This is a genomic window from Sphaerotilus uruguayifluvii, assembly GCF_013294065.1.
Classification (GTDB): Bacteria; Pseudomonadota; Gammaproteobacteria; order Burkholderiales; family Burkholderiaceae_C; genus Sphaerotilus; species Sphaerotilus uruguayifluvii.
In genome coordinates this window covers 66,303-83,294 of the sequence record NZ_JABSNM010000005.1, presented here as the reverse complement: position 1 = coordinate 83,294, position 16,992 = coordinate 66,303, and the positions used below count along the sequence as shown (strand labels likewise).

Sequence of the window (16,992 nt, the reverse complement as noted above, 5' to 3'; positions counted from 1 at the left end):
AGGTCTTCATGCCGTTGTGCGCGCCATGAACACCGCCCGCCTCGCCCGTCCGTCCCTCCTGCGCGCCGCGCGTCTCGTGCTGCTGGCCGGCGCGCTCTCGGCCGGCACGCTCGGCCTGTCGGGCTGCGGGGGCGGCGTGTCGGTCGGGGTGGGCGTCGAGGGCGGCTACGGCAGCAGCTACGACGCGCCGCCGACCGTCTCGCTCGGCCTGAGCGCCAGCCAGGCCGGCGCCGGCACGACGGTGCGCCTGACCGCCTATCCGCGCGACGACTACGCGATCACGCAGGTCGACTTCGAGCTGGCCTATCCGGACGGGCGCATCGTCTCGCTCGGCGGCGTGCGCAGCGCGCCGTGGATGCTCGACGTGGTGCTGCCCTACGGCACCGGCGGCAGCATGCTGCGCCTGCGCGCCCGCGCCTGGGACGACGCCGGGCAGTCGGGCACCAGCGGCTGGGCCGGCGTCACCGTGTACTGACCGCGGCCGAGGCCGCGGCGGCCGCCGAGGCGCCCGGCGCTGCCGCGCGCGACCGGCCGCAGCCGGCCGGCGGCGTCACCGCCGGCACCGCCGCCCCCCGCTCGAGCACCCAGACCTCGACGCGGCGGTTGCGCTCGCGGCCGGCCTCGGTGTCGTTCGACGCCACCGCCGCGGCCGGCCCGTAGCCCTGCACCACCGCCGGCCGCACGCCGTAGGTCGACAGCTCCGCCGCCACCGCGCGGGCACGCTGCAGCGACAGCGCGACATTGGTGCAGCGATCGCCGCGGTCGTCCGAGAAGCCCAGCAGCATCAGCTGGCGCGACGAGGCGCCGCCGCGCTCGAGCAGCCGGGTGATGCGGCCGACGTCGCGCAGCGCCTTGTTGTCGAGCCGGTCGGCGCCGGGGCGGAAGCGCAGGTTGACCGCCAGGCGCTGCGCGCCCGCGCTCAGGCGCCGGTATTCCGCCGGCACGTCGGCGGCGGCCGCCGCCGCGCCCGGGTCGGCCTCCGGCGTCTGGCCGACGAAGCCGGTCGGGGTCACGACACGCTGGCCCTCCTCGGACACTGCGAAGTCGGCTAGGCGGCGCGCCAGCGGCTGCGCGTCGCGCGCGACGTAGAAGTACAGCCGGCGCGCCAGCGCATAGTCCTCGGTCGCGACGGTGAAGCGGCTCGGCCGCAGCGCCGCGCCCTGGCCGTCGGCCAGCGCCAGCGTCTTGGCCGCATCGGCATACGGCAGGCCGACGAAGCCGATCGCCAGCGGATCGGCGGCCACCGCCGCGGCCAGCTCGCGGCTGTCCTCGTGGCGGACCGCACCGGCGGCCAGCGGCTGCTTGTCCAGCACCAGCGCACGGAAGGTGTCCCAGGTGCCGGACTTCTCGTCGCGCGCATGCAGATGCACCGCGCCGGCCGGCGCGCCCAGCGCCGACCAGTCGGTGACGCGACCGGCGAACAGCTCGCGCAGCTGAGCCAGCGTCAGCTGCTTGAGCGGATTGCTCGGATGCACGATCACCGCCACGCCGTCGAGCGCGATGATGTATTCGCTGCCCTCGGCGGAGAGATCGCCCAGCGCCTTCGTCGCGTCCAGCTCCTTGGGCTGGACCGCGCGCGAGGCCATGCCGATGTCGGCCTGGCCGCCCGCCAGCGCCGCGAAGCCGGTCGCGGTGCCATGCGCGGCCAGCTCGACGCGCAGCCGCGCGCCGTCGCCAGGGCGGCGCGCGTCCAGGCGCTGCTCCTCCGGCCCGGTCGGCACGGCGCCGATCTCGGTGTAGCCCTCGCGGGCCAGGAAGGCGCGCACCAGCGCCGGCGCCAGCGCGGCGCCGACGGTGTTCGAGCCCTGCAGGCGGATCGTCGGCACCGCGGCGCCGGCCGGCAGCGGCGGCGGCGCCGACCCGGCGGCCAGCGCCGCCGAGGCTGCGGTCGCCAGGGCGCCGGTCGCGGCAGCGGCGGCCGGCTCGGCCGGCGTCGCCCGCGGCGCGCGCTGCGTCAGCCACCAGGCCAGCGCCGCGCCCGCCAGCAGCAGCGCCAGCAGCGGCACCAGCCAGCGCAGCGGCGACGGCGCAGCCGCCGCCGGCACCGCGGCCGGCACCATCAGCGCGGCGCCGCAGCCGCTGCAGCGGCCCTGGCCATCGGCCATCGGCTGCGGCTGGCGACTTGCCGCCAGCCCGCAGGCCTCGGGAAGGTTGGTGCAGACACCGTGGGTGGGATTCATCGTCTCGGGTCCTGTCGGTGGGTGGAATCGGAAAAGGTCGTCTCGGTGGAACCGGCCAGCGCACGCGCCGCCGCCGCTGCCCAGGCCGGATCGAGCCGAGCGACCCGGCGGGCGATCACCTCGCGCAGCCGGGCCGACATCGGCACCGCCGCACGCAGCGGCGCCAGCGCCTCGAGCAGCGACCGGCGCTCGCCGGCATCGGCCTGCAGCCGCGCCAGCATCTGCGCCCAGTCGGCGCCCAGCGGATGCAGCGCCAGCTCCAGCCCGGCCTCATCGAGCTCGGCGCGCAGCCAGCCCTGCGGCGTCTCGCGCAGCAGGTCCAGCGCCTCGGCCAGCAGCAGCTGCGGCGCCCAGTCGGGCAGCGCCGCGGCCTCGGGCGGCGCCGGCTCGGGAACGGGAACAGGCTCGGGTTCGGGCGCCATCACCGGCAACGGCGGCAGCGCCTCCAGCGGCGGCGACAGCGCCAGCCAGGCCAGAGCCGCCGCCCGCGGCCCGAGCGTCGGCAGCACCGCCGCCCCGGGATCGACCCGCTCGCGCAGCGCGGCCGCCAGCATCAGGCGCTGCACCGCCGGCTCGCCAGCCAGGCGCGGCTGCAGCGCCGCCAGCTCGCGCGCGCGCAGCGCCTCGTCCTCCCAGCGCCGCAGCAGCCACTGCACGCCCGACTGCGCCACCGAGGCGGTCACCGGCGCGGCGATCGCCTGCTCGCAGGCCCGGCGCAGCGCCTCGCAGCCCGGGCCCTCGCCGATCTGATGCGCCAGCGTCTCGAAGCGCGCCGCCTCGCCCTGGCGCAGGAACAGGTCGGCCCGCAGCCGCATCAGGCGCTGGCGCGCCTCGACGCCCTCGCCGCCGACCCAGGTGCGCGCCAGCGCACGCACCTGCGCCGGACGGTCCAGCCGCTGCGGCCCGTCCTGCTCGTCGGCCAGCATCTCGCCGGCCAGCAGGCCGGCCTCGGCCGCCAGGCTGCCCAGCGCCAGGTCCGCCGCCTCGATCGCCTCGATCCGGCGCCTCAGCGCGGCCTGCGCCGCCTCGATCTGGCGCTCGTCGCGCCGGGTGCGGGCGGCGGTGGTGCGGGCCTGCGCCCAGGCCTGCAGCGCATGCGCCGCCGCGGCCAGATCGGGCCGGGCCGCGCCGCCGAACCAGCGTCCGAGCCCCCGCGCCGGCACCGGCCGGTCCAGCGCCGCCTGCAGCTCCGCGGCCAGCGCCTCGTCCTGCTGGCCGCGCTGGCGCACCTCCTCGCGCTGGCGCTGCAGCAGCGCGGCCAGCTCGCGCGCCGCCTGCGCCACCGCGTCGAGCGCCAGCCGGCCGGCGCGCCAGTCCTGCCACAGCCGGGTCTCGACCTCGGCGGCCCAGTCCCGGGCGCGTGTCTGCAGGCGGGCGTCGTCGGCATGCATCGCCGCCTCGACGCCTCGGCCGTCGAAGCCCTCGTGCACGCCCAGCGCGAACAGCCGGCGCAGCTCGGCCGCCTGGCGCGCGGGCTCGCACTGCGCCGCCAGCGTCTGATAGTGGAGCGACAGGCGCTGCCACATCGCGCCGGCCTGCGCCGCGCCGGGCGAGAGATCGTCGCCCGCGGGCGGTGCCGGCAGGCCGGCGGCCTCGCCGGCCCCGGACGGCGGGCGGGTCGGCCCCTGCCCCTGACGCAGCGCGCCGAGCAGCTGGCCCAGCAGCACCTCCGCCAGATGCTGGCGCACCGCCTGCAGATCGGCACGGCACTCGGTCAGCGACCAGGCCAGCAGGCGCCCGTCGGCCGCCGTGGCCGGCGCCTCGGCCGGGGAGTCGCCGGCCAGGCGCTGCAGCAGCCAGGCCGCCATCGCCTGCGGCCCCGCCGGGCCGGCGGCCGGCATCCAGCAGCAGGCCGCGCCCGCAACCCGCACCGCCTGCGGCGAGGCCGGCCAGCGATCCGCATGCAGCTCGATGCGCAGCCCCGGCCGGCCGGCGCGCAGGCGCGCGATCCACGCGGCCAGCCGCTCGCCCGCCAGCTCGTCCGGAGAGAAGACCAGATGCAGCACCTGCGGCGCCGCGCCGTCCGCACCGTCCGCGCCGAAGCCCTCGAGCGCCGGCGGCAGCTCGCCGTCCGGCCCGGCCGGGCCCAGGGGCGGCAGCGGTGCCGGCGCCGGCTCGGTCACCGGCAGTCCGGGAACCGGCGCGGGGGCGACCTGATGGCGGCGAACCAGGGCCTGCAGGATGGGCACGGCCGCGTCGCCGGCACCGAGAAGGGCATGTCGCATGGGCTGAGCGTCGGGAACGGCGCCCGGGAGCGGGCGTGATCCGCGACTCTCGTGTCACAGTGTGTCAAGGTCATGACACGCGCCGGTTCCAGGTCCGGGCCCGCGATCCCTCCCCCATGACCAAGGGTGACATTCGGTACCAAAGGGGTATTTGACCGGACCGGCGGCACCATCGAAGATGTCGTTATGTCAGATATTTCACGTTTTTTCACCGCCAGTCTTTACGCAGGCCGGGTTGCGGGCGCGCTGCTGACCGGGCTGCTGCTCGCGCCGGCGGCGGCCACGGCAGCGGGGCCCGAGGCCGCCGCCTCGGCACCGGCTACACCGGCGTCAGCCGGCCTGGGCGAGCAGATCCGCCGCGACACGGTCGAGGCCGGCCGCGAGATCGGCGAGGCCGGCCGGCGTGTCGGTCAGGGTGCGGCCCAGGTCGGCCGCACGGTGGCGCAGGACAGCCGCGAAGCCGCCTCGGGCGTCGCGCGCACCGCGCGCGCGGTCGGCAGCGCGGCGCGCCAGACCGGCGAGACGGTCTGGCAGGGCGTGCGCGAGGGTGGACGCGAGATCGGCCGCGCCTTCGGGATCGGCGCGGCCGCGTCATCGACCGCCGACACCGAAAGCACAGCCAGCCGCCCTCGACCATCCCCCGAACCGGTGTCGCATCGACCGCCAGAGAAAACAACCGAAACGCAAAAATAACAAGCTGCAATCATTTCTCTTCGAAAGATTACGCAATCCGCGCAGAACCATTTCGTTCTTCGACTATTTTTTGCAGCAGGAAGCCACGCTCACACACTGACAACAGACGCCCGCCGTACCGGGCGCGCCACCACCATGTTCCCTGATGCCACTCACCGCCCCTTTCCGCCCGGAGCCGACGCCCCGGCCGTCGTGCTGGCCTGCCTCGGTGCCCCCGAAGGGGATCTGAACGCGGTGCGCTCGCTGGGCGCGCAGGGCATCCGGGTCATCGTCGTGGCCGAGTACGAGCAGCCCCCGTCGCGCCATTCGCGCCACTGCGCGCAGTTCCTGCATGTGCCCGACTTCAGCCGCCATCCGCAGCGGCTGGCGAAGGCGCTGCTCGGAATCGCCAGCGAGTGCGGCACCGCCCCGGTGGTCTTCCCGACCGCCGACCCGGACCTGCAGGCGCTGCTGGAGGTGATGCCGCAGCTGGGCGAGCGCATCCGCCCGGCGCTGGCCGATGCGGCGCTGGTCGCGCGGCTGGTCGACAAGGCCCGCTTCGACCGGCTCGCGCTGGAGCACGCGCTGCCGGTGCCGCGCACGCTGCTGATCGAGCGCATGGCGCAGATCGAGGACATCGTCGCCGGCGCGATCGACTTCCCGCTGATCGTCAAGCCGGCGCAGCCGGTGGCCTGGCAGCATCCGGACGTCGAGCCGGCGGTGGCGCGCGCCAAGGCGATCGTCGTCGAGACGCCCCAGCGGCTGCGCGAGATCGCGCGCATGCTGGCGCCGCACGGCTTCCACATCATCGCGCAGGAGTACGTGCCCGGCGGCGACGCCGAGCACTTCACCGTCGATGTCTACATCGGCCCGGACGGCGCGGTGCGCGCCAGCAGCTGCGGGCGCAAGCTGCGCCACGATCCGCCGCATGTCGGCAGCGGCTCCTACTGCGAGAACCTGCGCCTGCCGGAGCTGGAGACGCTCGCCGCCGAGGTGCTGACCCGCATCGGCTACCGTGGCGTGGCCAACCTCGACTTCAAGCGCCACGAGCTCACCGGGGAGTACAAGCTGCTGGAGATCAATCCGCGGCTGAGCCAGTGGCACATCCTGACGACGCGCTGCGGACTGAACCTGCCCGCGATGGCCTGGCGCGATGCCTGCGGCCTGCCGGCGGCCGGGCTGCCGCCGCGGCGCACCGGCCTGCGCTACATCAACGAGAAGAACGACTTCCGCGCCTCGCGCCAGTATGTGCGCGAGGGCGAGCTGAGCTGGGCGCGCTACCTGGGCTCGCTGCTGCGGCCCGGCACGGTGCGCCAGCTGGCCCCGGTCGACGACCTGGGCCCGGCGCTGCGGCTGACCGGCGCCTGGTTCGCGACCAAGCTCGGCCGCCTGATGCGCCTCGGCGGCACGCGTCGCGGCCGTCCGGCGCCGACGCTGCCGCCGGTGTCGGCGATCTTCGAGGAAGCGGAGGATCCGCTGTTCAAGGGACGCTGAGGTTCAAGGGGCGCCGAGCACCTCGAGCAGCGCCTCGCCGTAGGCGGCGAGCTTGCGCGCGCCCACGCCGCTGACCTCGCCGAGCTCGTCGAGCGTGGCCGGCTGGCTGCGGGCCATCTCGACCAGCGTGGCGTCGTTGAAGACCAGGTAGGCGGGAATGTTGTGCTCGCGCGCGACGCCGGAGCGCCAGGTGCGCAGCGCCTCGAAGCGATCGAGCTGGCGCCCGCTCAGGTCGGCCGGCGCGGAGCGCGCGCCCTTGCCCGCGGCGTCGGCACCCGCGCGGCCGCGCTTCGAGCGCCCGCGCACCGGCGCGGCCGGCACCCGCATCTGCAGTCGCACCTCGCCGCGCAGCACCGCGCGCGCCGAGTCGGTCAGCGCCAGCGTGCCGTACTCGCCCTCGGCCACCACATGGCCCAGCGCGACGAGCTGGCGCAGCACCGCGCGCCACTGCGCCTCGGACAGGTCCGCGCCGATGCCGAAGGTGCTCAGGCCCGCGTGGCCGTACTGCGCCACCTTGTCGGTCGGCCTGCCGCGCAGCACGTCGATCAGGTGCACCGCGCCGAAGCTGCGCGGCCCCTGGGTCTCGCGGCCGTGCTGGGCGAAGCGGTAGATGCAGCTCAGCGCCTTGCGCGCGGCGTCGGTGCTGTCCCAGGTCGAGGGCGGATGCAGGCAGTTGTCGCAGTTGCCGCAGGGTCCGCTGGCCTCGCCGAAGTAGGCCAGCAGGCGCACGCGGCGGCAGTCATGCGCCTCGGCCAGCGCCAGCAGCGCGTCGAGCTTGCCGCGCTGCACGCGCTTGAACTCGTCGGCGGCCGGGCTGTCGTCGATCATGCGGCGCTGGTGCACCACGTCGGCCAGGCCGTAGGTCATCCAGGCATCGGCGGGCTGACCGTCGCGGCCGGCGCGGCCGGTCTCCTGGTAGTAGCCCTCGATGTTCTTGGGCAGGTCGAGGTGGGCGACGAAGCGCACATCCGGCTTGTCGATGCCCATGCCGAAGGCGATGGTGGCCACCATCACCAGCCCTTCTTCGCGCAGGAAGCGGTCCTGGTGGTGCTTTCGGGTGCCGGCGTCCAGCCCGGCGTGATAAGGCAGCGCCGGCACGCCCTCGTCCTGCAGCCAGGCGGCCGTCTCCTCGACCTTCTTGCGGCTGCCGCAGTAGATGACCCCGGCGTCGCCCTCGTGCTCGTCGCGGATGAAGCGCAGCAGCTGGGTGCGCGCGTTGTCGCGCTCGACGATGGTGTAGCGGATGTTGGGCCGGTCGAAGCTGCTGACGAACAGGCGCGCATCCTGCAGCTGCAGCCGCTCGACGATGTCGGCGCGGGTGTGGTCGTCGGCGGTGGCGGTCAGCGCGATGCGCGGCACCGCGGGAAAGCGCTCGTGCAGCGCGCTCAGGCCCAGGTATTCCTCGCGGAAGTCGTGGCCCCACTGGCTGACGCAGTGCGCCTCGTCGATCGCGAACAGGCCGAGCAGGCCGCGCTCGTGCAGCGACTCCATCATCGCCAGGAAGCGCGGCGTCAGCAGCCGCTCCGGCGCGACGTAGAGCAGCGTCAGCCGCCCGGCCAGCAGGTCGCGCTCGACCGCCGAGGCCTCCTGCGCGCCCAGCGAGGAGTTCAGGAAGGCCGCCGGCACGCCGACCTCGTCGAGCGCGCCGACCTGGTCCTGCATCAGCGCGATCAGCGGGCTGACCACCACCGTGACACCCTGGCCGGCGCCATGGCGCACGATCGCCGGGATCTGGTAGCACAGGCTTTTTCCCCCGCCAGTGGGCATCAGCACCAGCGCGTCGCCGCCGTCGATCACCTGCTCGACGATGTCCTGCTGCTGGCCGCGGAAGGCGGGATAGCCGAACACCTCGGCAAGCACGCGCCGCGCGGCGGCGACGGTGGGGGACGGCGGGGTCGGGTCGGGCGCGTTCATGATCGGGCCGATGGTACGCGAGGCCGACCGGCGCGCCGGATCACCCCGAATGGGGAGAGGCGCCCGCCAGGCCCGCCGCCGGCCGCGGCATGCCCCACAGCACCGCCATCTCGGTGTACATCGACGGACTCACCAGCCGCGCCACCGCGCCCGACAGCAGCGCGCAGGCCATCAGGCTCAGCACCATCGCCTGGCCGGAGACCATCTCCATGACGATGATGAAGGCGGTGATCGGCCCCTGGGTGGTGGCCGACAGGAAGCCGACCATGCCCAGCGCCACCAGCGCGACCGATTCCGGCCGCCCGGCCAGGCCCGCCAGCCGCGCGATGTCGTGGCCCAGGCCGGCGCCGATCGCCAGCGAGGGCGCGAAGGTACCCGCCGGCACGCCGCTCCAGGCCGACAGCCAGGTGGCGACGAACTTCAGCAGCGTGTAGAGCGGCGGCAGGCCGTCCTCGCCCTGCTCGAGCAGCGCGCGCGTCGGGTGGTAGCCGGCGCCGGCGGTCGCGCCCGACGTCACCAGGCCGATCAGGCCGACCGCCAGCCCGCAGGCGGCGGCGAAGTGCAGCGGATGCGCGGCGCGCCAGCGGCTGACGCGGTCGCCGCCACCCTGCGCGCACAGCACCAGCAGCCGCGCGAACAGCCCGCCCGAGAGCCCGGCCGCCAGCGCCACCGCGACGCCCGGCGCCAGCAGCGTCCAGTCCAGCCGCGGCACCTCGAGCGCGCCGAAATAGCTCTTGTTGCCGAAGACCGAGATCGACACCAGGCCGGCCAGCACGATCGCGGCGATCGTCAGGTTGCTGTGGCGCAGGTCGCGGCGGCGGGTGAGCTGCTCGATGGCGAAGACGATGCCGCCCAGCGGCGTGTTGAAGGCCGCGGCCACCCCGGCGGCGGCGCCGGCCACCATCAGGTCGTGCGCGTCGATGCCGCTGCCCGGCGACAGCCAGCGCCGCGCGCCCAGCATCACGCCGGCGCCGACCTGCACCGTCGGCCCCTCGCGGCCGATCGACAGGCCGCCGAGCAGCCCGGCGCAGGTCAGCAGCAGCTTCTGCAGCGCCAGCCGGGGCGAGACCAGCGCCGAGACACGCTCGGGCAGCGTGTCGTCATGCAGCGCGGCGAGCACCTGCGGGATGCCCGAGCCGCCGGCCTCGCGGGCGAAGCGGCGGGTCCACATCAGCACCGCGACCGTCAGCACCGGCGACCACAGCAGCGCCAGCAGCGCGCCGGTCCAGCCCGATCCCTGCAGCGCCACCCAGGTGCCGGTGGCCAGCTCGGCCAGCGCGGTGAAGGCGGTCACCACCAGCCCGGTCAGCAGCGCGAACACCAGCACCACGGTGCGGTCGACCCACTGCCGGCCCAGGCGCATCTCGCGCAGCAGCGGCTCGATCAGCGCACGCACGGAACGGTCGGGAGGCTGGGACATCAGGAGCGGGGCATCACCAGGGAGGGGCACACGCCCGACAGCGCGGGGCATGGGCGGTGCGGCACAATTGTCCCCCAAGTCGTCACACATCACGGCCGCCCGGCGCATCCGCCCGATGCCCTCGCGCGGCCCCACCCGTCCCAGGAGCGAGCGCCCATGGCCTCCGTCAACAAAGTCATCCTCATCGGCAACCTCGGCCGCGACCCGGAAGTGCGCTACGCGCCCAGCGGCTCGGCGATCTGCAACGTCACCATCGCCACCTCGCGCAACTGGAAGGACAAGGCCTCCGGCGAGCGCCAGGAAGAGACCGAATGGCACCGCGTCGTCTTCTATGACCGCCTGGCCGAGATCGCCGGCGAATACCTGCGCAAGGGCCGTCCGGTCTACGTCGAGGGCCGCCTGAAGACCCGCAAGTGGCAGAAGGACGGCGTCGACCAGTACACCACCGAGATCATCGCCGACCAGATGCAGCTGCTGGGCGGCCGCGAGGACGGCGCTGCAGGCGGCTCGGGCGGCGGCAGCCGTGGCGGCAGCCGCAGCGCCGGTGGCGACTTCGGCGACGACGCCGAATCCGGCTACACCCCGGCACCGGCCCCGCGCGCCCCGATGCGCCAGGCCGCCCCGGCCCCGCGTCCGGCCCCCCGCCCCGCCCCGGCCCCCGCGCCGAAGTCGTCGACCGGCTTCGACGACATGGATGACGACATTCCGTTCTGAAGCCTGCGTCTTATTGCCTAGTCACTCAGAAGCCTCAAGCGCCTGTCGCTTGGGGCTTTTTTCTTGTTTTCTTATGAACGAAGCAATCGTTGTCTTCTCTCGAAAAGGAATTTTTCAGGCCACGATCGCAGCGTGCAATATTCGCAGTCGGGAACATGCGCGCAAACTATGGCCTCTGGTTTCTTCCGACAAATCGCGGCAGATGGTAACTTGGGTAAGTCCTTCATTTGAAAATAGCAAATTACGTCGACGTTCTCATTTCCGGGTACTTCCTGCCCAACACGGCTTCGACCTTAAGGCACATTTCGACGATGAAGAGACCCGCCGGTGGAACATCGCACAGGAAAGCGCTGAGCATCGACGCGCGAAAGAACTTATCGCGGCTGAACTCTCACGCCGCCTGAAGGCCGGACTTGCAATGCCATGGGCATTCAAGGACACGGGGGCATCAGACTACCCACTAGAAGGAAATTTTTTGCTTGGTGCAGACCAAGTGGCAACCGAGCACCACCTGAAGACGCCATTCGGCAGCAATTTCCGGCTCGACGTTGCCGTGCTCGGCCCCCCCATCAAGACTGAACCAATGGTGCTTGGCGGCATTGAAATAGAACTCGGACATGCCTTTGACGGACGCAAGGCTCTGATCGGAAAGTCGATCGGATTCCCACTCATCTCCATTGACATCACCGAGATGACACTGGATGAAATCACACCTGAGTGGGCACAGCAGGTATTGAGTTTGACCACACGGAGCCACGAGCAAGGGCGCAGACCAACTTATATTTATATTCACGACCTGCTGTACCCTCTCTATGCACAACTGCCAAAAATTCTTGACCCCGAACAGCGGCATCAGTTTCTAATTTTTGCGAATAATGATGATCTGAACAAATTTGTGAACTGGATGAACCAGCTCGCCACAAAACTGAATTACCCGAAAAATACCGTTGCTATTGCCATGGTCAACGGCAAGAGCAAGCAATCGCGCACGATGCTAGAACGAGCAGGACAGGTCGTTGGTCCCGACTGGAGTGATATTAATCCTCAGCGGTGTCTACGACTGACCATACCGCGCCCTCGTGGCCCAGCAGATCTCCAAGCGCATCTATTCCACATGACGATGACACGAATTCTGCTGTCGCGCACCGATGCGCTTGTTGGCTACAAGTATTGCAATGGTGTCGACAACAACTATCCCGAAGAAGATATTTGGATTGCTCATCACTGGAATGACGACCAGAAAATTCATACCCAGCATCGCGTATTGCCGAAGCGGCTAGCCGAACCGATCCGCAGATTATTCGATGTGATTTCTGATTTGAGACGAAATAACGGTACTGCCAGCGTGAGCAATACAAGTACGCAGACCAGCACTCCAGGGCACTTCTCGAAACCTGCCCTGACCGCCACCTGAACCGAGGACTGCGGCAAGATGGCGCCCCATGATCACGCCCCGCATCAAGCCATCGAGCTTCTTCCCTGAAGAGGCCGCGGACGACCTGTTCGTGGCGCAGCAGCGCAAGGCCAAGCTGGAGGGCTACGTGCAGACGCTGGCGGCGATGGACGAACTGATCGACTTCGCGGGGATGGCTGCGGCGGTGGACAAGGCCTGCCCTCGCGCTGACCGCAGCAAGGGCGGACGCCCGCCGTACCCGACCGAGGCGCTGGTGCGCATGGTGTTCCTGCAAGGGCTGTACAACCTGTCGGACGAGCAGTGCGAGCACCAGGTGCTCGACCGGCTGAGCTTCCAGCGGTTTTGCCGGCTGGACGGCGCGCTGAACATTCCGGACGCACGCACGCTGTGGAGCTTCCGGCAGCGACTGGCCACAGGCGGGCTGGGTGGCCGGGCGATCTTCGAGAGCTTGAGCCAGCAGCTGCAGCAGCACGGCTTCATCCCGAGGGGCGGGCAGATCGTGGACGCCAGCATCGTGCAGGCGCCGATCACGCAGGCCAACGCCCGGGAGCGCGAGGCGCTGAACAAGGGGGAAGCGCCCGAAGGCTGGAGCAAGAAGCGTCTGGCGCACACCGACCGGGACGCGCGCTGGACGATCAAGCACGGCAAGTCGTACTACGGCTACAAGCTGCACGGCAACGTGGATGCGCGCTACAAGCTGATCCGCCAGATGAAGATCACGGCAGCCAATGCGGACGACGGGCAGCAACTGCCCGACGTGCTGCAGGGGGCGAACACGCGCAATCGACTGCTGGCTGACCGGGGCTACGACAGCGCTGCCAACCGCCAGACGCTGCAGCAGCACGGACTGGCTGACGGCATTGCGCGTCGCGCCAAGCCCGGGCAGACGGCCAAGGTTCGGCTCAAGCAGCGCAACAAGACGATCAACCGCACGCGGGCGCGGGTCGAGCACGTCTTTGCGGCACTGAGCCAGCAGGGCGGCAAGCGCGTGCGGGCGATGACACTGGCACGCAATGCGCTGGCCATCACGCTGCAGTGCGTGGCCTACAACGCGCGCCGGCTGGTGTGGCTGGTCAAGAGCGCAGGTGCGTCTGCACAGCCCGCGTGAGGGGAAAAAACCCGTCGCGGGGTACCGCGACGGTGGGGACAGCGGCGCGCTGCCGGCATCAACTGCTCGCCCGCGCTGGATTTGTGCAGGCGTAGGCCGGGTTCAGGGCTGCAGGGTAAGTTTCGAGAAGTGCCCTCCAGTCCCTGCAACCAGTGGCTGATTTCTCCCTCACACCAGCCCGCCCCCCGGCCCTGACGCCCCCGCCACCCGCGCATCGAACACCCGCGCCAGCCGCGCCGCGTCCAGCCCGTACATGCGGCCGAGCAGGCCGGCGAGCAGCACGCGGTAGTCGTTGAGCACCGGCCAGTCGCGGCCCTGGTGCAGCGTGGCGAAGCCGACCGGCACCTGCTCGCCGGCGATGCGGCCGCCGCGCACGGCGCCGCCCAGCACCATCCAGGTGGTGCCGTGGCCGTGGTCGGTGCCTCGGCTGCCGTTCTCGCGGAAGGTGCGGCCGAACTCGCTCATCACCACGACCACGGTGTCGCGCCAGGCGGCCTCGCCCAGCTCGGCGGCGAAGCCGGCCAGACCGCGGCCGAGCTCGCCGGCCCGGGTGGCCAGCGCACCGGTGGCGCCGCCCTGGCCGACATGCGTGTCCCAGCCGCCGATGTCGACGAAGCCCAGGCGCCAGCGCTCGCGCATCAGCCGGGCGATGCGGCGGGCCTCGCCCTCGAAGCCGCGTGCGGAGATGGCGCCGCGGCCGGCCGGCTCCATGCCCGGCGCCAGGTCCTGCTGCGCCATGCGGCGCACCTCCAGCCCGTCGTCAACCGCGCTGGCCAGCGCGGTGCCGGCGTACATCTGGCGCAGCCGCGCCGCCTGACGCGCATCGACGCCGGCCAGGCTGGCGCCGTCGAGCGCCTGGCTGGGCACCGCGATGTCGCCGCGCAGGATCAGCGGCAGCTCGCGCGTCAGCGCGATCACCTCGCCGCGACCGGCGCCGATCTCGGCGGCCAGGCGGTTCATCCATCCGCTGCGGCGCACCTCGGCGGGCGAGCCGTCGGCCGCGCCCATCTCCAGCCGGTCCTGCGTCTCGAAATGGCTGCGCGAGAGGTCATGGATGCCGGTGAAGGGCAGGAAGGCCAGCTCGCCGCGGGCGTAGAGCGGCAGCAGGCTGTCGCCCAGCGCCGGGGCCAGCGCCCAGTCGACCTCGCCGGGCAGGGCCAGCGCAGCCTCGGCACCGCCGCCCGGCCGGGCGATGGCGATGCGCGGGCGCGCCGTCAGGTAGTCGTCGCTGGCGGCCGGCACCAGCAGGCTGGCCATGTCGCAGGCGCCGCGCAGGAAGACCACCAGCAGCCGGGGCCGGTCCGCCGGCGCGGCCCTCAGCCGCCAGGGCGTGGCCAGCCCGACCAGCGCGGCGGCGCCCAGCAGCCGGCGGCGGGTCGACGACATCGGGCGCGGGTCGGAACGCATCATGGATCTCCTTCGGATGGGCGAAGACATCGGCCGGCCCGCCCGCGCGCTTCAGCCGCGCATGAACTCCGGCGAGGACAGCAGCAGCACGTTGCGCTCCTGCGGGGTGCGGACCTGATCGAGCACGCCGCGGCTGCGCTCGCCCAGCGGCACCAGCTGGCCGGTCTCGTCGAGCAGCGCGACCGGCCGCGGCGGCGCCGCAAAGGCCCGCGCCAGCGCACGCGCCACCTCGAAGCGCGCCACCATCTGGCCGGCACCGGCCCAGGACGCCTCGTCGAGCGGATAGCCGTCGGGCGTCTGCCGGCCGAAGGGACGCTGGCCGAGCCGGCCCAGCGCGCTCCACAGCGGCGCGGTGTCGAGCACCGGCACGCTGTCGCCCGCCAGCCGTGCGGCCGACACCACATAGAGCAGCGGCTCCTTGAAGCGCCTCCCCAGCGAGGCCTCGAACTCCGGATCGGCGAACAGCAGCGCCAGCACCGGCGCGATCGCGCCGTCCTCGTCGAGAAAGCGCCGGCCCAGGCGTTCGATCAACCCCTCCGAGCCCGGCACGCCGAGCCAGAACAGCGCCAGCTTCGTGCAGAGATGGCGGGCGGTGGCCGGATGACGCGCCAGCAGCCGCAGCGCCTCGACGATCTCCTCGCGGCCGCGCCCGCCGGCAATGCGCCGGCCCAGCAGCGTCTTGTCGCCGTCGTCATGGCGCGCCGGGTTGAACTCGGCCGGGCCGTCGCGCCAGTACAGCACCTGCTGCGCCGGCCTCATCTTCGGCAGCTGGCCCGGCTCGGCCAGGCTCAGACCCAGGCCGCTCAGCACCCGGGCCAGCTCCTGCACGTCGCGCTGGGTGTAGCCGCCGTCCACGCCCAGCGTGTGCAGCTCCAGCAGCTCGCGCGCGTGGTTCTCGTTCAGGCGCCCGGCGGCGCTGGACTCGTTGTCGAGATAGCGCAGCATCGCCGGCTGGAAGGTGGCAGCCTGCAGCAGATCCTCGAAGCGGCCGAGCGCGCGCTCGCGCAGCGCCTGCTCATGGTCGCCGACCAGCGCCCGCAGGTTGGACTTGGCCGCGGCGACGCTGAAATGGTTGCTCCAGAACCAGGTCATGCGCTCGCGCACCCCGTGCGGCGAGTGCAGCGCCAGCAGCAGCGTGCGGTCGACCGCCTCGCGGTGCAGCTCGTCGAGCCGGCGGGAGGCGGCCTGCCGGTCCTCGCCGCGGCGCAGCTGCTCGATCTGCTGCAGCCGCTCCAGCGGCGACAGCGTGACGATGGACATCGCGTCCAGGCGCGCCTGCACCCGCGCCGGCAGGGCCTCGTCGGTCGGCGGATGCAGCAGCGTCTCGAGCATGCGAGCGCGGCCGCGCTCGCTCCAGCGCGTCGCCAGGGCCGCCTCGATGCCCCAGCCCAGCCGCGTCGCCCGCGCCAGATCGGCCGCGGCCGGCACCCGCAGCGGCGAGCGTCCCGCCGGCCGCGTGCCGCAGCCGCCGAGCATCAGCGCGCCCGCGCCGGCCAGCGCCGCCAGGCTGCGCGCCAGAGCGCGGCGACGTGCCGGATCCGGCAACATTTGCTGCAATGCAGCATCAGCATGAGGGTCTATGGTCATCGCTCTTTCAGCGCATCAAGGGTTTACCCGTATATTGAAGCCATGAACACCGCCTCCACCCCGACGCCCCATCCCGCTCGCGCAGGATGGCGCTGGGTGCCGATCCGCCGGCTCGACAGCGCGCATCGTGCACGGATCGAACATCATCTGCTGGCCCTGGGCGAGCGCGACCGCTACCTGCGCTTCGGCTATCCGGCCAGCGACGAGCGCATCCGGCACTACGTCGCCTCGATCGACTTCCAGCAGGACGAGGTGTTCGGCATCTTCGACCGGCGCCTGCAGCTGCTGGCCGTCTCGCACCTGGCCTGCTGCGACGTGGCCGGCAGCCAGCATGGCGTGCGCCGGATGGCGGAGTTCGCCGTCTCGGTCGACGAGCGCGCACGCGGCCGCGGCTACGGCGCGCGGCTGTTCGACCATGCGGTGCGCCACGCCCGCAACCACGGCATCGACCGGCTGTTCATCCACGCGCTCAGCGAGAACACCGCGATGCTGCGCATCGCCCGCCGCGCCGGCGCCGAGCTGCGCAGCGAAGGCGGCGAGACCGAGGCCTGGCTGCACCTGCCGCCCGACACGCTGATGAGCCAGCTCGAGGAGCTCTTCTCGAGCCAGGCCGCCGAGATCGACTACCAGTCCCGGGTCGGCCAGCGCCAGTGGCGCCACCTGCTCGCGATCGGCCGCCATCTGCAGCAGCGCCTGATGCGCACCGCGCTGGGCACCGCAGGCCGCTGACCCCGGCCGACCGCGCCGCCCCCTCCCCCGCACACGCACACACCCACGCGCCGCCGCGACCGCTCCCGGTCCGGCGGCGCTTCGCGTCCGGACCACGCCGCGACAGTCGCGCCAAGGGTACGCCGAGG

General features: G+C 72.5%; 13 protein-coding genes. 7 read left to right on the top strand and 6 right to left on the bottom strand.

The annotated features are described in order from the left end of the window. Nucleotides 1-25 precede the first annotated feature (25 nt). Nucleotides 26-475, top strand: a complete 450-nt coding sequence (locus HNQ01_RS07230) for a hypothetical protein (protein ID WP_173804688.1) — start codon at nt 26-28, stop codon at nt 473-475. Here HNQ01_RS07230 and HNQ01_RS07225 read toward each other — a convergent pair. Together HNQ01_RS07225 and HNQ01_RS07220 are read right to left on the bottom strand one after the other, a co-directional pair. Further along, nucleotides 462-2,180 carry a substrate-binding domain-containing protein gene (locus HNQ01_RS07225; protein ID WP_173804687.1) on the bottom strand — a complete coding sequence of 573 codons (1,719 nt, stop codon included), beginning with the start codon at nt 2,178-2,180 and terminating at the stop codon, nt 462-464. The two genes, HNQ01_RS07230 and HNQ01_RS07225, sit on opposite strands and share 14 nt — an antisense overlap. Continuing rightward, nucleotides 2,177-4,405, bottom strand: a complete 2,229-nt coding sequence (locus HNQ01_RS07220) for a hypothetical protein (RefSeq protein ID WP_173804686.1) — start codon at nt 4,403-4,405, stop codon at nt 2,177-2,179. The genes HNQ01_RS07225 and HNQ01_RS07220 overlap by 4 nt, the downstream gene beginning before the upstream one ends. Nucleotides 4,406-4,531: 126 nt before the next feature. Between HNQ01_RS07220 and HNQ01_RS07215 the strand changes: the two genes are divergently transcribed. After that, the gene (locus tag HNQ01_RS07215) at nt 4,532-5,098 is read left to right on the top strand and encodes a hypothetical protein (protein ID WP_173804685.1); all 567 of its coding nucleotides are present in this window, start codon (nt 4,532-4,534) and stop codon (nt 5,096-5,098) included. A gap of 135 nt (nt 5,099-5,233) precedes the next feature. Beyond that, nucleotides 5,234-6,571, top strand: a complete 1,338-nt coding sequence (locus HNQ01_RS07210) for a carboxylate--amine ligase (protein ID WP_173804684.1) — start codon at nt 5,234-5,236, stop codon at nt 6,569-6,571. 3 nt (nt 6,572-6,574) lie between these two features. Here the strand turns inward: HNQ01_RS07210 and recQ are convergent, their stop codons facing one another. Both recQ and HNQ01_RS07200 read right to left on the bottom strand, forming a co-directional pair. Then, on the bottom strand, nt 6,575-8,485 hold the full coding sequence (gene recQ / locus HNQ01_RS07205) for a DNA helicase RecQ (RefSeq protein WP_173804683.1): 1,911 nt from the start codon (nt 8,483-8,485) through the stop codon (nt 6,575-6,577). 40 nt (nt 8,486-8,525) lie between these two features. After that, nucleotides 8,526-9,905, bottom strand: a complete 1,380-nt coding sequence (locus HNQ01_RS07200; protein ID WP_173804682.1) for a chloride channel protein — start codon at nt 9,903-9,905, stop codon at nt 8,526-8,528. Nucleotides 9,906-10,061: 156 nt separating this feature from the next. Here HNQ01_RS07200 and ssb point away from each other — a divergent pair, with 156 nt between their 5' ends. Genes ssb through HNQ01_RS07185 form a run of 3 tightly spaced genes read left to right on the top strand, consistent with a single transcriptional unit; the run spans nt 10,062 to nt 13,141 of the window. Further along, nucleotides 10,062-10,619, top strand: a complete 558-nt coding sequence (gene ssb, locus HNQ01_RS07195; protein WP_173804681.1) for a single-stranded DNA-binding protein — start codon at nt 10,062-10,064, stop codon at nt 10,617-10,619. Then, entirely contained in the window at nt 10,600-12,033 is a 1,434-nt protein-coding gene (locus tag HNQ01_RS07190; protein WP_286180561.1) for a hypothetical protein, read from the top strand. Before ssb ends, HNQ01_RS07190 begins: the two co-directional genes overlap by 20 nt. Before the next feature lie 28 nt (nt 12,034-12,061). Then, entirely contained in the window at nt 12,062-13,141 is a 1,080-nt protein-coding gene (locus HNQ01_RS07185) for an IS5 family transposase (protein ID WP_173804680.1), read from the top strand. A 168-nt stretch (nt 13,142-13,309) separates the two neighbouring features. Here the strand turns inward: HNQ01_RS07185 and HNQ01_RS07180 are convergent, their stop codons facing one another. Then, a complete protein-coding gene (locus HNQ01_RS07180) occupies nt 13,310-14,548 on the bottom strand; it encodes a DUF1501 domain-containing protein (protein ID WP_286180560.1) in 1,239 nt (412 codons plus the stop codon). Nucleotides 14,549-14,599: 51 nt separating this feature from the next. Beyond that, nucleotides 14,600-16,096: a DUF1800 domain-containing protein gene (locus tag HNQ01_RS07175; protein WP_173804679.1), complete on the bottom strand. Its 1,497-nt coding sequence runs from the start codon at nt 16,094-16,096 to the stop codon at nt 14,600-14,602. 81 nt (nt 16,097-16,177) lie between these two features. On the opposite strand from HNQ01_RS07175, the gene HNQ01_RS07170 reads away from it, so the two are divergent. Continuing rightward, nucleotides 16,178-16,864: a GNAT family N-acetyltransferase gene (locus HNQ01_RS07170; protein WP_173804678.1), complete on the top strand. Its 687-nt coding sequence runs from the start codon at nt 16,178-16,180 to the stop codon at nt 16,862-16,864. Nucleotides 16,865-16,992: the final 128 nt, after the last annotated feature.

Bases quoted from the DNA above. Each gene is read 5' to 3' on its own strand.
- HNQ01_RS07230 (WP_173804688.1), top strand. From the start codon at position 26: ATGAACACCGCCCGCCTCGCCCGTCCGTCCCTCCTGCGCGCCGCGCGT.
- HNQ01_RS07225 (WP_173804687.1), bottom strand. From the start codon at position 2,180: ATGAATCCCACCCACGGTGTCTGCACCAACCTTCCCGAGGCCTGCGGG.
- HNQ01_RS07220 (WP_173804686.1), bottom strand. From the start codon at position 4,405: ATGCGACATGCCCTTCTCGGTGCCGGCGACGCGGCCGTGCCCATCCTG.
- HNQ01_RS07210 (WP_173804684.1), top strand. From the start codon at position 5,234: ATGTTCCCTGATGCCACTCACCGCCCCTTTCCGCCCGGAGCCGACGCC.
- recQ (WP_173804683.1), bottom strand. From the start codon at position 8,485: ATGAACGCGCCCGACCCGACCCCGCCGTCCCCCACCGTCGCCGCCGCG.
- HNQ01_RS07200 (WP_173804682.1), bottom strand. From the start codon at position 9,905: ATGTCCCAGCCTCCCGACCGTTCCGTGCGTGCGCTGATCGAGCCGCTG.
- ssb (WP_173804681.1), top strand. From the start codon at position 10,062: ATGGCCTCCGTCAACAAAGTCATCCTCATCGGCAACCTCGGCCGCGAC.
- HNQ01_RS07190 (WP_286180561.1), top strand. From the start codon at position 10,600: ATGACGACATTCCGTTCTGAAGCCTGCGTCTTATTGCCTAGTCACTCA.
- HNQ01_RS07185 (WP_173804680.1), top strand. From the start codon at position 12,062: ATGATCACGCCCCGCATCAAGCCATCGAGCTTCTTCCCTGAAGAGGCC.
- HNQ01_RS07180 (WP_286180560.1), bottom strand. From the start codon at position 14,548: ATGCGTTCCGACCCGCGCCCGATGTCGTCGACCCGCCGCCGGCTGCTG.
- HNQ01_RS07175 (WP_173804679.1), bottom strand. From the start codon at position 16,096: ATGTTGCCGGATCCGGCACGTCGCCGCGCTCTGGCGCGCAGCCTGGCG.
- HNQ01_RS07170 (WP_173804678.1), top strand. From the start codon at position 16,178: ATGAACACCGCCTCCACCCCGACGCCCCATCCCGCTCGCGCAGGATGG.